This window comes from Cellulomonas sp., assembly GCF_965229465.1.
Lineage (GTDB): Bacteria > Actinomycetota > Actinomycetes > Actinomycetales > Cellulomonadaceae > Cellulomonas.
Window position 1 is genome coordinate 3,538,258 of sequence record NZ_OZ245882.1, and the last position, 14,243, is coordinate 3,552,500.

Consider the following 14,243-nt stretch of genomic DNA (forward strand, 5'->3'; position numbering starts at 1 on the left):
CCCTGGAGGGACGGCACCACAAGAGGAGCACCTTGACCGACGCGCAGCACACCACCAGCCAGACCGAGGACACCCCGACGGCGCGCTCCGCGCAGGAGGTGGCCGACGACGTCGTGGCCCGCGTGCTCGCCCGGGCAGGGACCACGCTGCACGCCGGCGGCACGGTGCACTCCTCGTACGACGGCGACCAGCTCGAGCTCGAGGAGCGCACCTCCCTGCGGCGCGTCGCCGGCCTGTCCACCGAGCTCCAGGACGTCACCGAGGTCGAGTACCGCCAGCTGCGCCTGGAGAAGGTCGTCCTGGTCGGGGTCTGGGGCTCCGGCACCGTGACCGACGCCGAGCTCTCCCTGCGCGAGCTCGCGCAGCTGGCCGAGACGGCCGGCTCCCAGGTGCTCGACGGGCTGCTCCAGCGGCGGCAGAAGCCGGACCCCGGCACGTACCTCGGGTCGGGCAAGGCCGCAGAGCTGGCCACCTTGGTGGCCGCCGTGGGCGCCGACACCGTGGTGGTCGACGGGGACCTGGCACCGTCCCAGCGCCGCGCGCTGGAGGACATCGTCCGCGTCAAGGTCATCGACCGCACCGCGCTGATCCTGGACATCTTCGCCCAGCACGCCAAGTCACGGGAGGGCAAGGCGCAGGTCGAGCTGGCGCAGCTGGAGTACCTGCTTCCGCGCCTGCGCGGGTGGGGCGACTCGATGTCCCGACAGGCCGGTGGCCAGGTCGGCGGCGCCGCTGCCGGCATGGGCTCGCGTGGTCCCGGTGAGACGAAGATCGAGCTCGACCGCCGTCGCATCCGCAACCGCATGGCCAAGCTGCGCCGCGAGATCGCCGCGATGGAGCCGGGCCGGGTGACCAAGCGGGCATCGCGCAAGAAGCACGCGATCCCGTCGGTCGCCATCGCCGGGTACACCAACGCCGGCAAGTCCTCGCTGCTCAACCGGCTCACGCACGCGGGCGTGCTGGTCGAGAACGCCCTGTTCGCGACGTTGGACCCGACCGTCCGCCGGGCCGAGACCGTGGACGGGCGGATCTACACGCTGGCGGACACCGTGGGCTTCGTCCGCGCCCTGCCGCACCAGCTGGTCGAGGCGTTCCGCTCGACGCTGGAGGAGGTCGCGGACGCGGACCTGATCCTGCACGTCGTGGACGCGTCCCACCCGGACCCGGAGGGCCAGATCGCCGCCGTGCGCCACGTCTTCGCGGACATCCCGGGCGCCATGGACGTGCCCGAGATCATCGTGCTCAACAAGGCCGACGTGGCCACGTCGGAGGCGATCGCCCGCCTGCGCTCGCGTGAGGTGCACTCGATCGTCGTCTCCGCCCACAGCGGCGAGGGCATCGACGAGCTCCAGGCACTCATCGCGGACCAGCTGCCGCGCCCCGGCGTCTCCGTCGACCTGGTGGTCCCGTACGACCGCGGTGACCTGATCAGCCGGGTGCACCAGCACGGCGACATCCAGGCCGAGGACCATACGGCGGACGGGACGGCGATCCGCGCGCGGGTCGACGCCGGTCTGGCAGCCGAGCTCGAGGCCGCGGCACAGCACGGTCGATGAGCCGTCTCTGAAGCGCCCCGGCCGCCACTAGGCTGACGCGGTGCCAGACGCCGACCCCTCCGTCGAGAAGCTCCTCGACGTCGCGGTCGAGGAGCTCGGAGGCGTGCGCCGCGACGGCCAGCACCAGATGGCGGTCGCGGTGGCGGACACCATCGAGAAGGGCGAGCACCTGCTCGTCCAGGCCGGCACCGGCACGGGCAAGTCGCTCGGGTACCTGGTGCCCGCGCTGCGGCACGCCGTCCTGGAGAACGAGCACGTCGTCGTCTCGACCGCCACGCTGGCGCTCCAGCGCCAGATCATCACGCGTGACCTGCCCCTCGTCGCGAAGGCCCTCGAGCCGTACCTGCCGCGTCCCGCGTCGATCGCGCTGCTCAAGGGCTGGCACAACTACCTCTGCGTGCACAAGGTCGCCGGCGGGTACCCGGACGACGACACGGGCACGCTGTTCGACCTCGGGGAGCACGCCGGCGCGGCCGAGCACCCCGCGCCCGCGCGCAAGGGCGCGACCGGTCCCACCGAGAGCCTGGGCGAGCAGGTGCTGCGGCTGCGGGAGTGGGCCGACGAGACCGGTACCGGCGACCGCGACGACCTGGTCCCGGGTGTGACGGCGCAGGCCTGGCGCCAGGTGTCGGTGACCTCGCTCGAGTGCCTCGGCGGCAAGTGCCCGATGCTCGCCGAGTGCTTCCCCGAGAAGGCGAAGGCCGCGTCGCGGGAGGCGGACGTCGTCGTCACCAACCACGCGATGCTCGGGATCGCCGCGTCGGGGTCGCCCGGCGTCCTGCCCGAGCACCAGGTGCTGATCGTCGACGAGGCCCACGAGCTCACCGACCGGGTGACCGCGCAGGCGACCTCCGAGCTGTCCGTCGCGACGATCGAGCACGCCGCCCGCCTGGCGCGGCGGCACGGCGGTGTGCCGACGACGGACCTCGACTCCGCCAGCCAGGCGCTGGCCACCGTGCTGGTCGGCCTGCCCGAGACCCGGTTCCGCGACGGGCTGCCGCCCGCGGCCCGCGACGCCGTGGCGAGCGTCCGCGACGCCACCCGTGCGCTGCTCAGCGTGCTCAAGCCCGAGACGGGGCCGAACGCGCCCCCGGAGGGCGGCCGCAAGATGGCCCAGGCGACCATGCTCGCGCTGTACGAGGTGGCCGACCGGATGGCCGCCGATCCCGAGGACAACCGGCACACCGTCCTGTGGTGCGCCCGCACCGAGGACCGTCGCGGCGGGGTGCTCACCCGGCTGTACGCGGCGCCGCTCGCGGTCAACGGGCTGATCCGCACGCACCTGTTCGCGGGCCGGTCCGGGGTGCTGACGTCCGCGACCCTGGAGCTGGGCGGCTCGTTCGACCCCATCGCCCGCGCCGTCGGGCTCGAGGTCCGGCCGGACGCGGAGCCGGTCGGTCCGACCACGCTGGTGGGCGAGCCGAAGGCCGCGCCGGCCGGCGCTCCCTGGCGCGGACTCGACGTCGGCAGCCCGTTCGACTACCCGAAGCAGGGGATCCTCTACCTCGCGCGGCACCTGCCGAAGCCCGGCCGCGAGCCGGCCACGGAGGCCCAGCTCGACGAGATCGCCGACCTGGTCACAGCCGCCGGTGGCAGGACGCTCGGCCTGTTCTCGTCGCGCCGCGCGGCGGTCGCAGCCGCGGCCGCCATGCGCGAGCGCCTGGACGTCCCGATCCTGGTCCAGGGCGACGACCAGCTGCCCACGCTGGTGTCCCAGTTCATCGCCGACGAGGCCACCTGCCTGTTCGGCACCCTGTCCCTCTGGCAGGGGGTCGACGTCCCCGGGGCCACCTGCCGGCTGGTCATCATCGACCGCATCCCGTTCCCGCGCCCGGACGACCCGGTCAGCTCCGCGCGGTCCGACGCGATCGAGAAGGCTGGGGGCAACGGCTTCCTGGCCGTGTCCGCCACGCACGCGGCCCTCCTCCTGGCGCAGGGCGCCGGCCGTCTGATCCGCACCAGCGAGGACCGCGGGGTGGTCGCCGTGCTCGACCCGCGCCTCGCCACCGCGGGCTACGGCAGCTTCCTGACGCGCTCGCTGCCTGACTTCTGGCGCACGACGGACCGTGCGGTGGCCATCTCGGCGCTGCAGCGGCTCGCGGCGTCCGCATAGCCTTGACCCGTCCCCGACCCAGAGGTGTGTGAGATGACCGAGAGCCTGGACATGGAAGACGTCGGCGTGGCCCCGTCCCGGAGCGGCCGCCGCACGTCGAAGCTCGCGATCGTGGGAGCCGGTGCCGTCGGGTCGACCATGGCGTACGCCGCCCTCATGCGAGGGGCCGCCCGCACCGTCGCGCTGTACGACATCAACGCCGCCAAGGCCGAGGCGGAGGCCCTCGACCTGGGCCACGGGATCCAGTTCATGCCCATGGCGCAGGTGATCGGGTCCGACGACCTCGCGGTCTGCGCCGACGCCGACGTGGTGATGTTCACGGCCGGCGCCAAGCAGAAGCCCGGCCAGTCCCGGCTGGATCTCGCGGAAGCGACCATCGGCCTGGTCCGCAAGGTGCTGCCGGCGGTGGTCGAGGTCGCGCCGGACGCGGTCTACGTGATGGTGACCAACCCCGTCGACGTGGTCACGTACGCCGCGCTCCAGATCTCCGGCCTGCCGCCCTCGCAGCTGTTCGGGTCCGGCACCGTCCTCGACTCCTCGCGGCTGCGCTACCTCATCGCGCAGCACACCGGCGTCGCCGTGCAGAACGTGCACGCCTACATCGCGGGCGAGCACGGCGACACCGAGCTGCCGCTGTGGGGGTCCGCGAGCATCGGCTCCGTGCCGCTGCTCGAATGGACCGGCGCGGGGGGCAGCGGGCCGCTGACCGCCGAGGTCCGCGACGGGATCGCCCGAGAGGTCGTCGAGTCCGCGTACCGGATCATCGAGGGCAAGGGGGCGACGAACTACGCCGTCGCCCTGGCGGGGTCGCGGATCATCGAGGCGATCGTGAAGGACGAGGGCCGGGTGCTGCCCGTCTCGTCGCTGCTCGACGACTACTACGGGATCAGCGACGTGTGCCTGTCCGTGCCCGCGATCGTCGGTGCGGGCGGCGTCGGGCAGCGCCTCCCGGTGCCGCTCTCGGACGAGGAGCTCGCGGGGCTGCGCAGCTCGGCGGATGCGGTGCGCTCGGTGGCGCGGCAGTTCGGGTTCTGACTCTCCCCTGACGCCCGTCGGGCAGCACCCCTCGGCGGGGTGCTGCCCGACTTCGCTGTGTCAGAGGCTGCGCAGCACGCTCACCACGCGGCCGAGGATGGTCGACTCGTCGCCCGGGATCGGGGAGTAGGCGGGGTTGTGCGGCATGAGCCACACGTGGCCGTCGATGCGCTTGAGCGTCTTGACCGTGGCCTCGCCGTCGATCATGGCGGCGACGATCTCGCCGTTCTCGGCCACGGGCTGACGGCGGACCACGACCCAGTCGCCGTCGCAGATGGCGGCGTCGATCATGGAGTCGCCGGCAACCTTGAGCAGGAAGAGGTCGCCGTCGCCGACGAGCTGGCGGGGGAGCGGGAACACGTCCTCGACCACCTGCTCGGCGAGGATCGGCCCGCCGGCCGCGATCCGACCGACCACCGGCACGTAGGACGGCGCGGGCAGGCGCTCGCCGTCACCCTGGTCGGGGAAGCTCGAGCGGCTGCCGTCCGGTGCCGTCCAGGTGCCGACGCCGCGCGAGTCGTCGGCGTGCACGACCTCGATGGCCCGAGGGCGGTGGGGGTCGCGGCGCAGGTAGCCCTTGCGCTCGAGGGCCATGAGCTGGTGCTTGACGCTCGACGGGCTGGTGAGGCCGACGGCCTCCCCGATCTCGCGCATGCTCGGCGGGTAGCCCCGGGACTCGACCGACGACCGGATGGTGTCCAGCACGAGCCGCTGGCGCGCGGTCAGACCGTCGGGTCCGGGCGCCCCGTCCGGGAGCGTGTGGATCGTCGCCAGGTCCTGCTCGGGCTGGGACGTGTCCCGTGAGTCCGTCACTGCGCTCCTCCTCCGTCCGGCGGCCGCCTCGCAGCACGCTCAGCCTTCTCCGCCTCGTCCAGCTCACGTCCTCAAGGTCCTGACCTGCGGCGACGGGGTGTTCCCGGCGTGCGTGTCAGTGCCTCGTGGTCCGCTTGTGCTGCACCGCCAGCCTAGGGATGTCGAGACCGAAGATCAAACATCTGTTCGATCGTGTCGCTCGACAGTGTCGGCGGATGCTGGTAGACATCGTACAGACGTTCGACGAACAGGCGTTCGACGATCGACGGGCTGTTCAGGTGAGTGATCAGGCGGTACCCCGGGAGGCCGGGCCGAGCAGGAACGAGACGTGATGAGCGCGATGGTGATGGGACCGGCGATGCCGAACCTGGTGCCTGCACGGGCGAACGCCCGCGTGGCGGGCACGCGTCGCACGGATGCTCGGGCGGCGCAGCAGCCCGCTCCGTCGGCGGCCCACCTGCGGCTGACCGCGCGCGGCCGTGCCGTGCTGTGGGTCCTCGCCGCAGCGGTTGCCGCCGTCGTCACCCTGATCGGGAGCCAGGCCTCCGCGGACGGTCCGGTCGGAGCGCAGGAGGTGGAGCGGCACGTCGTGCAGTCCGGGGAGACGCTCTGGCAGATCGCGGAGTCCGTCGCCACCCCGTCGCAGGACGTCCGGGACGTGGTGCTCGACCTGGTGCGCCTCAACGAGCTGCCGGACGCCGGGCTGATGGCGGGACAGGTCATCGTCGTCCCGGTCGACTGAGCGACGGAGGCGCACGGCGCGCCCGGTGGCGGAGGGGAAGGCCGTCGCCGGCGCAGACGCTCGCCGGTCGCACGCGGCGGTGCCGCGGTCGGGCCCGGGCGTCCCCGCGAGGGCGGTCATCGGCAGATGGCCGCCCTCGCGCATCCCCGCCTTCGGCCGTGTCGGCACTACGCTCGCGACGTGCCCGGCAGCGACCTTGCGACGCCGGGACGTCTGGCCTAGCGTCACGCAGGCGTTCACGACGCGGTCGTCAGGGCAGTCGCCCGGCGGCCACGCGTCAGCTCGAAGGGGATCACGGTGCACTGTCCGTTCTGCCGCCACCCGGACTCGCGGGTCGTCGACTCGCGGACGTCGGACGACGGGTCGACCATCCGGCGCCGTCGGCAGTGCCCCCACTGCAACCGCCGGTTCACCACGGTGGAGACCGCCAGCCTCTCGGTCGTCAAGCGCTCCGGAGCCACCGAGCCGTTCAGCCGCGAGAAGATCGCCGGCGGCGTCCGCAAGGCGTGCCAGGGCCGTCCGGTGAGCGAGGACGACCTCGCGCTGCTGGCGCAGAAGGTCGAGGAGACGCTGCGCGGTGCCGGTTCGGCGGAGATCGACGCGTACGAGATCGGGCTCGCGATCCTCGGTCCGCTGCGCGAGCTGGACGAGGTCGCCTACCTGCGGTTCGCGAGCGTCTACCAGGCGTTCGACTCCCTGGAGGACTTCGAGGCGGCGATCACCGTCCTGCGCGCGGAGCACGAGTCCGACGAGCAGGACGGCGTCGACGAGCCTGCCGAGCCTGCCGAGCCGTCGGGCGAGGACGTCCGCACCAGCTGAGCGGCACGCCGGTCGGCGCCGTCGCACCTGTCGGCGGCACCACGTAGGTTCGGTGGGTGCTTCCCACCGATCTCGAGCTCCTCCACGTCCCTGGCGCCCCGGCGATCCTGCCGGACGGTTCCCGCGCCGTCGTCTCCGTCGTGCGCCCCGACCTGACCGCCGACGAGTACGTCGGGCACCTCTGGTCGGTCGACCTGGACGGCGACGCCCCGCCGCGTCCGCTCACCCGCGGGCACCGGGACACCTCGCCGGACGTGAGCCCGGACGGACGCTGGGTCGCGTTCCTGCGCGCCGAGCCCGAGGGCAAGCCGCAGGTGCACGTGGTCGAGGCGGCGGGCGGTGAGCCCATCCGGTTGACCGACGCCCCCCTGGGCGCCTCGGAGCCGCGGTTCTCCCCGGACAGCACGCGGATCGCCTATCTGGCGCGGGTGCCTGAGGAGGGGCGGTATGCGGCCGAGGGCAAGCCCGGGAACGAGGACCCGCGGCACATCACCGAGCTGAAGTACCGCTCCGACGGCATCGGCTTCTTCCGTGACCGGCCGCAGCACGCCTTCGTCGTCGACCTGCCGGCTGATGGGGAGCTCCCGGCGGACGTGCCCGACCCGCTCGCGCTGACCTCGGGCGAGATCGGTGTGGCGGGCGTCCGATGGCTGCCGTCCGGCGAGGCGCTCGTCGGCGTCTCGGCGCGGCACGCGTCGCGCGAGACCGACCTGCGCGGCGACGTGGTGCGGATCAACGCGTCGACATCGGCCGCCCCGGCGATGCCGGTGGCGCTCACCGACGCCGACGCGGGATCCACTCTGGGCGTCGACGAGGTGCTGCCGTCCGCGGACGGCACCGCGCTGTGGCTGCTGGCCAGCGACCTCGGGCCGACCGGCCGGGACTTCGTCGCCGCGCAGGTCGGGCTGTACCGGCTCCCGCTCGACGGCAGCGGCGCACCTGTCCGGCTCACGGACCCCGACGAGGATCAGCTGTCGGGCGGCCTGGCCGAGGTTGACGGCGACGCGCTCGTGATCGTCGAGAGACGCGGTGCCAGCCACCTCGTCCGGATCTCCGCCGAGGGCGCGCGGACCGCGCTGGTCGAGGGTCAGGTCGTGGTCACGGGGGTCGCGGCGGCCGCGGGCGCCGGCGGGACAGGAAGGCTGGCCGTCGTCTCGGCGACGCCGTCCAGCGCTGGAGAGCTGCTCGTGGTCGACCCTGTCGACGGGACGCGCGAGGCGCGCACCGATCTGTGCGCGCCCTTGCGTGCGACCGGTCGAGTCCGGGAACCGGTCGAGCTGTACGCGACGACCCCCGACGGCTACGCGGTGCACGGCTGGGTGGTGACGCCCGACGAGGGCCGCTACGGCGCCGGACCGCACCCGACGATCCTGATGATCCACGGCGGCCCGTTCGCGCAGTACACGCACGCGCTGTTCGACGAGGTGCAGGTGCTCGCGGAGGCCGGCTACGCGGTGGTGCTCGGCAACCCCCGGGGGTCGTCCGGCTACGGGCGGGAGCACGGGCTCGCCATCCGGAACGGGTTCGGCACGGTGGACACCGAGGACGTGCTCGCCCTGCTGGGTGCCGCGCTGGAGGACCCCGCGCTGGACGGGGAGCGCGTGGGGGTCATGGGCGGGTCCTACGGCGGCTATCTCACGGCGTGGCTGACCACGCGGACGGACCGGTTCGTGGCGGCCGTCGTCGAGCGCGGGTTCCTCGACCCGGTCAGCTTCGTCGGGTCGAGCGACATCGGCTGGTTCTTCGGGCTGGAGTACCTCGGTGACGGGACCGACGAGCACGGCGCAGCGGCGCTGGCGGCGCAGTCTCCGATGGCGCACGTGGGTCGGGTGCGCACGCCCACCCTGGTCATCCACTCGGAGCAGGACTGGCGGTGCCCGGTCGAGCAGGGCCAGCGCTGGTTCGTCGAGCTGAAGCGGCGTGGCGTCGAGGCGGAGCTCCTGCTCTTCCCCGGCGAGGGGCACGAGCTCACGCGCTCGGGGAACCCGCGGCACCGGCAGGTGCGGTTCGAGCACGTGCTGCGCTGGTGGGCGACGCACCTGCCCGTCACAGGCTGAGCGTCAGCGGTCGCTCGACCGCACGCCCCACAGGTTGATGCCCGCGTCGACCGCGTGCGGCTCGATCGCGGTGAGCTCGTCGGCGGTGAGTGGGGGCAGGGCCACCGCCGCGAGGTTCTCGTCCAGCTGCTCGGTGGTGCGGGCGCCCACGAGCACCGACGAGATGCGCGGGTCGCGCAGCACCCAGGCGAGCGCCAGCTGGGGCAGCGTCCGGCCGCCTGCGCGGGCGATCGCGTCGAGCGCCCGCACGTGGCCGAGCGTCTCGTCCGTGAGCCACTCGGTGCGCAGCGGCCCCCCGCGTGCCGCCCTCGAGTCGTCCGGGACGCCGTGCAGGTAGCGGGTGCTGAGCATCCCCTGCGCGAGCGGGGAGAACGCGACGACCGCCATGCCCGCGTCCTGGGCGACGTCGAGCAGGGAGCGGCCGTCGTCGCCGGGCTGCTCCACCCACCGGTTGAGCAGCGAGTAGGCGGGCTGGTGCACGGCGAGGCGCAGCCCGAGCGACCGGGCGACGGAGAGGGCCTCGACGGTCCGGTCCGCCGAGTACGACGAGATCCCGGCGTGCCGCGCCTTGCCCGCCCGGACGGCCCGGTCGAGCGCGCCGAGCGTCTCCTCGAGCGGGGTCGTCGGGTCGAACCGGTGGCTGTAGAACACGTCGACGCACTCCACGCCCAAGCGGCGCAGCGACTCGTCCAGGGACGCCCGCAGGTACTTCGCCGAGCCGTGCTCTCCGTACGGCCCGGGCCAGGCGCGGTAGCCCGCCTTCGTCGTCACCAGCAGCTCGTCGCGGCGTCCTCGCAGGTCACGGGCCAGCAGCCGGCCGACGGACTCCTCGGCGGCGAACGGGGGCGGGCCGTAGTTGTTCGCGAGGTCCAGGTGCACGACGCCCCTGTCCACGGCGTGCAGGACGAGGCGGCGCTGGTCGTCGTACGGCGTCGTCGCGCCGAAGTTCTGCCACAGGCCGAGGGAGACGACGGGCCACGACAGGCCACCCGCACGTCTGTGGGGGAGCGGCGGGGCATCGGGCACCCCTGTGACGCTACCCGCCGCAAGAAAGTGGCGCCGCACGCCCGAGTCGGCAAGGCTGTGCACGTCGCGGGCGCAGACGTCCGTCGGCACACAGCATCGAAGGAGACGGCCATGGCCAAGGACGACGACACGGCGACCACGGAGGCGTCGGTGAGCGACGACACCAAGGCGAAGTTCCGCGAGGCGCTCGAGCGCAAGAAGTCGAACCAGCACCGGACGTCCGACGGCTCGACCAACACCGGGCAGGTGCACGGCTCGGAGACCGCCGGTCCGTCGCAGCGCCGCTTCCAGCGCAAGTCCGGATCGGCGTAGCACCGCGCGAAGAAGGGGCCCGACCACCAGGTGGTCGGGCCCCTTCTCTGCGAGATCAGGACAGCAGGCGCAGCCGGACCGACTCGGGCCGCGACTCCAGCGCCTCGAGCACGGCCGGGTCCACCCGCGCGCCGGCGTCGGTCACCACGTAGCCGAGCTCCCCGCGGGTCGCCAGCAGCTGACCCTCGATGTTCACGCCGTGCTCGGCCAGCGTCGCGTTGACGGCCGCCAGCACGCCAGGGACGTTGCGGTGCAGGTACGCGAGGCGGTGCACGCCCGGCTGCTGCTCGAGCGCGAGGTTGGGCAGGTTGACGCTCAGCGTGGTGGATCCCGTGGCCAGGTAGTCGCGCACCTTGTTGGACACGAACTGGCCGATGGCCTCCTGCGCCTCCTCGGTGGACCCGCCGGTGTGCGGCGTGAGGATGACGTTGGGCAGGCCGCGCAGCTCCGACTCGAACGGGTCGCCGTTCCGCTTGGGCTCCACGGGGAACACGTCCACCGCGGCGCCCGCGACGTGACCGGACACGATGGCGTCGCGCAGCGAGGCGTAGTCGACGACGAACCCGCGCGAGAGGTTGAGGAACACCGCGCCGGGCCGCATCTGGGCGAACTGCTTGGCGCCGAACAGGCCGGCGTTGCCGCTGCGACCGTCGACGTGCAGGGTCACGATGTCCGAGGCCTCGAGCAGCTCGTCCAGCGTGTGCATCCGGCGCGCGTTGCCCAGCGCGAGCTTCTCGGCGGTGTCGTAGAACACGACCGACATGCCGAGGTTCTCCGCCAGCACGGACAGCTGGGTGCCGATGTTGCCGTAGCCGATGATGCCGAGCGTGCGACCGCGGATCTCGTGCGCGCCCGTGGCCGACTTGTTCCAGATGCCGTCGTGCATGGCACGGTCGAGCTCGGTCTGCCGACGCGTCAGCGAGATGATGTCCGCGATCGCGATCTCCACCACCGAGCGGGTGTTGGAGAACGGCGCGTTGAACGTCGCGACGCCCCGCGAGGCGGCCTCGGCGAGGTCGATCTGGTTGGTCCCGATGCAGTAGGCACCGATCGCGACCAGGGACGGCGACTGCGCGAGCACCTCCGCCGTCACGTGCGTCTTGGAGCGGATGCCCAGCAGGTGGACGCCGTCGAGCGCCTCGACCAGCTCGGCCTCGTCGAGCGCACCCGTGCGGGTGGTCACGTCGAAGCCGGCCGTCTCGAGGATCGAGCGAGCCTGGGGGTGGAGGTTCTCGAGCAGCAGGGCCTTCAGCACGCCCCTATGGTGCGCCTCGCAGCCGCCGGGGCCCACAGCGGTCCGGCCCTCGGACACGCGTGAGACAGCCGGTCAGCCGTCGGCGAGCCAGCCGCGGGGGAGCGGGCGGTCGTGCAGCACGTGCAGGGCCCGGGTGGGCCGGGTCATCGCGACGTACAGGTCGCCCGCGCTCGCCTCGATGACCTCCGCGGGCTCGACCAGCACGACGACGTCGAACTCCAGGCCCTTCGCCTCCCGCGGGCTGAGCACGACGAGCGGCGCGTCGAGGTCTGCCGCGCTGGTGCCCGTGCCGAGCGCCGGTCGCAGCCCCGCCGCGCGCAGGGCGTCGCCGATCGCGGCGAGCCGCCCGTCCACGGCGATCACGGCGATCCGCCCGGCGCCCGAGGAGTCCGTGACCTCGGCGACGAGCTTCTCGGTCCGCTCGGCCACGGCGGCCACGACGTCGGCCGTCCGCTCGACGACGAGGGAGTCGTCCACCTCGCGCGCGGACGTCAGCGGGCTCACGGGCAGGTGCGCCGCGACGGCCACCCGGCGGGCGGTGTCGGCCACCTCGGCCGGGGTCCGGTAGTTCACCGTCAGCTCGTTCAGGCGCCACGACGAGCGGAGCACCGGGTCGAGCTGCGCGGCCCAGCTGCGCGCGCCGGCCGTCGCCGTGGTCTGCGCGACGTCGCCGACGATCGTCAGCGACCTCGTCGGCACCCGGCGCAGCAGCGACCGCCACGCCATGGCCGAGAGCTCCTGCGCCTCGTCGACGACCACGTGCCCGTACGTCCACGACCGGTCGGCGGCGGCCCGCTCGGCGGTGGTGAGCGTCGGGCCGGTCGTCGCGAACCTGTCCGCCAGCATCTCCGCGGACACCATCCCGCTGCTCCCCGTGGACTCCAGCACCTGGCGGGCGTACGCGAGCTCGGAGGTCCGGCGGTCCGCGGCGGCACGAGCCTCGGCGCGGGCGGCCTGGTCGTCCTCGCCGAGCAGCTCCGCGGCCTCGTCCAGGATCGGGACGTCGGCCGGCGTCCAGGGGGCGTCGGCGTCGCGCACGAGCATCGCGCGCTCGCGTGCGGACAGCTGCGGGGCGGCGGAGGCGAGGCGGTGCGGCTTCGACCAGAGGTCCGCGACCAGCTTCTGCGGCGTGATGGGCATCCAGGCCAGGTTCAGCGCGACCCGGATCTCGCGGGTGGTCCGCAGCTCCTCGACGATCTCGCCCCGCTCGTCGGACGGCACCTCCTGGCCCAGCTGGAGCACGTACTGCTCGGCGAGCCGGCCCAGCATGTCCCGCACGAACGAGACGCGCGCCTGGTTGTGCGGCTTGTGGTTGCGCCGGGCGCGGGACATGGCCGACGCGATGTCGGCCGGCCGGATGACCAGGTCGTGGCCGTCGACGCGGACGTGCACAGGCTGCGCGGGGATCCGCTCCCGGTCGCGCACCGCCCGGGCGACGACCTGGGCCCACAGCGCGCGGCCCTTCAGCTCGGCGACGGCCTCGGGCTCGGTCGCCGTGGCCTGGATGCCGGGGTACAGCTCCGCGACGGTCGTCGTGACCACCCCGGTCTCGCCGAGAGACGGGAGCACCTGGTCGATGTAGCGCAGGAACGTGCGGCTGGGGCCGACGAGCAGGACGCCCGAGCGCTCGAGCATGCGGCGGTGGGCGTACAGCAGGTAGGCGGCCCGGTGCAGCGCGACGGCCGTCTTGCCGGTGCCGGGGCCGCCCTGCACCACGAGCGCGCCGCCGAGCTCGGAGCGGATGATCGCGTCCTGCTCGCCCTGGATGGTGGCGACGATGTCGCCCATCCGTCCGGTGCGACCGGCGGCCAGGCCGGCGAGCAGCGCACCCTCGCCGGACAACCCGCTCAGGCGGGAGTCGGGGTCGTCGGTCAGGCGGTCGAGGTCGAGGACCTCGTCCTCCACGCTCGTCACGGCGCGCCCGCGGGTGACCACGTGCCGGCGACGCACGACGCCGTCGGGGTGCGCCGCGGTGGCCCGGTAGAACGCCTGCGCGGCGGGCGCGCGCCAGTCGGTGAGGAGCTGGGTCTGCTCGGTGTCCGTGAGCCCGAGCCGGCCGATGTAGCGACGCGAGTCGTCGTCCAGGTCGAGGCGCCCGAACACGAGGCGCTCCTCGACGGCCTCCAGCTGCGCGATGCGGTCCTCGTAGAGCGTGGCGAACGCGTCGCGCTCGCTGCGGTTCTGCGGGGAGCCCGAAGGCCCCTCCCGGCGGACGTCGGCCAGTCGTGCCCGCATCTGCGCGCGCAGGTCGTCGAGCCGGCCGTAAAGCTGGTCGACGATGCGCTGCTCGTCCGCCAGCTCGTTGTCCATGCCTGCCACCTGGGCGATCTCCGTTCCGCCGGGATGCTCCCGGCCGTGCGTACCAGCCGCCCCAGCGAGCATCGAGGTACGACGCAGGGCACGGAGCGGCCGTCCATTATCCGACGTCCGCAGCCCGGCCGCACACGGCCGACCGGGTGGGAGCCGTCAGGAGCGGGTGAGATGGCGAGCAGCACGGGGACAGGCACCCTACGCT

General features: G+C 73.5%; 11 protein-coding genes. 7 read left to right on the forward strand and 4 right to left on the reverse strand.

The genetic code is table 11. The features are described 5' to 3' along the window. The first annotated feature begins 32 nt into the window (after window positions 1-32). Genes hflX through ACO06A_RS16760 form a run of 3 tightly spaced genes read left to right on the forward strand, consistent with a single transcriptional unit; the run spans window position 33 to window position 4,704 of the window. Window positions 33-1,556 carry a GTPase HflX gene (hflX, locus tag ACO06A_RS16750; protein WP_421733332.1) on the forward strand — a complete coding sequence of 508 codons (1,524 nt, stop codon included), beginning with the start codon at window positions 33-35 and terminating at the stop codon, window positions 1,554-1,556. A 40-nt stretch (window positions 1,557-1,596) separates the two neighbouring features. Beyond that, window positions 1,597-3,669: an ATP-dependent DNA helicase gene (locus ACO06A_RS16755; RefSeq protein ID WP_421733333.1), complete on the forward strand. Its 2,073-nt coding sequence runs from the start codon at window positions 1,597-1,599 to the stop codon at window positions 3,667-3,669. 33 nt (window positions 3,670-3,702) lie between these two features. After that, window positions 3,703-4,704, forward strand: a complete 1,002-nt coding sequence (locus tag ACO06A_RS16760; protein WP_421733334.1) for an L-lactate dehydrogenase — start codon at window positions 3,703-3,705, stop codon at window positions 4,702-4,704. 60 nt (window positions 4,705-4,764) lie between these two features. Here the strand turns inward: ACO06A_RS16760 and lexA are convergent, their stop codons facing one another. Beyond that, complete coding sequence (gene lexA / locus ACO06A_RS16765; protein ID WP_175347412.1) at window positions 4,765-5,517, reverse strand: transcriptional repressor LexA; 753 nt, start codon at window positions 5,515-5,517, stop codon at window positions 4,765-4,767. A 331-nt stretch (window positions 5,518-5,848) separates the two neighbouring features. Here lexA and ACO06A_RS16770 point away from each other — a divergent pair, with 331 nt between their 5' ends. The 3 genes from ACO06A_RS16770 (at window position 5,849) to ACO06A_RS16780 (ending at window position 9,135) form a co-directional block, all read left to right on the forward strand. Further along, window positions 5,849-6,259, forward strand: a complete 411-nt coding sequence (locus ACO06A_RS16770) for a LysM peptidoglycan-binding domain-containing protein (protein WP_421733335.1) — start codon at window positions 5,849-5,851, stop codon at window positions 6,257-6,259. A 297-nt stretch (window positions 6,260-6,556) separates the two neighbouring features. Next, window positions 6,557-7,078 carry a transcriptional regulator NrdR gene (gene nrdR, locus ACO06A_RS16775; protein WP_421733336.1) on the forward strand — a complete coding sequence of 174 codons (522 nt, stop codon included), beginning with the start codon at window positions 6,557-6,559 and terminating at the stop codon, window positions 7,076-7,078. Between the two features lie 56 nt (window positions 7,079-7,134). Further along, window positions 7,135-9,135 (forward strand): S9 family peptidase, encoded by a 2,001-nt coding sequence (locus ACO06A_RS16780; protein ID WP_421733337.1) that lies wholly within the window; start codon window positions 7,135-7,137, stop codon window positions 9,133-9,135. Between the two features lie 3 nt (window positions 9,136-9,138). Here ACO06A_RS16780 and ACO06A_RS16785 read toward each other — a convergent pair whose 3' ends face one another. Further along, the gene (locus ACO06A_RS16785; protein WP_421733338.1) at window positions 9,139-10,161 is read right to left on the reverse strand and encodes an aldo/keto reductase; all 1,023 of its coding nucleotides are present in this window, start codon (window positions 10,159-10,161) and stop codon (window positions 9,139-9,141) included. A 111-nt stretch (window positions 10,162-10,272) separates the two neighbouring features. Here ACO06A_RS16785 and ACO06A_RS16790 point away from each other — a divergent pair, with 111 nt between their 5' ends. Further along, window positions 10,273-10,473 (forward strand): DUF5302 domain-containing protein, encoded by a 201-nt coding sequence (locus ACO06A_RS16790; protein WP_175347407.1) that lies wholly within the window; start codon window positions 10,273-10,275, stop codon window positions 10,471-10,473. A 55-nt stretch (window positions 10,474-10,528) separates the two neighbouring features. On the opposite strand, the gene serA is transcribed toward ACO06A_RS16790, so the two are convergent. Beyond that, on the reverse strand, window positions 10,529-11,728 hold the full coding sequence (serA, locus tag ACO06A_RS16795; RefSeq protein ID WP_421733340.1) for a phosphoglycerate dehydrogenase: 1,200 nt from the start codon (window positions 11,726-11,728) through the stop codon (window positions 10,529-10,531). A 72-nt stretch (window positions 11,729-11,800) separates the two neighbouring features. Then, window positions 11,801-14,038, reverse strand: coding sequence for a HelD family protein (locus ACO06A_RS16800; RefSeq protein WP_421733342.1), 2,238 nt, complete (start codon window positions 14,036-14,038; stop codon window positions 11,801-11,803). Window positions 14,039-14,243 lie beyond the last annotated feature (205 nt).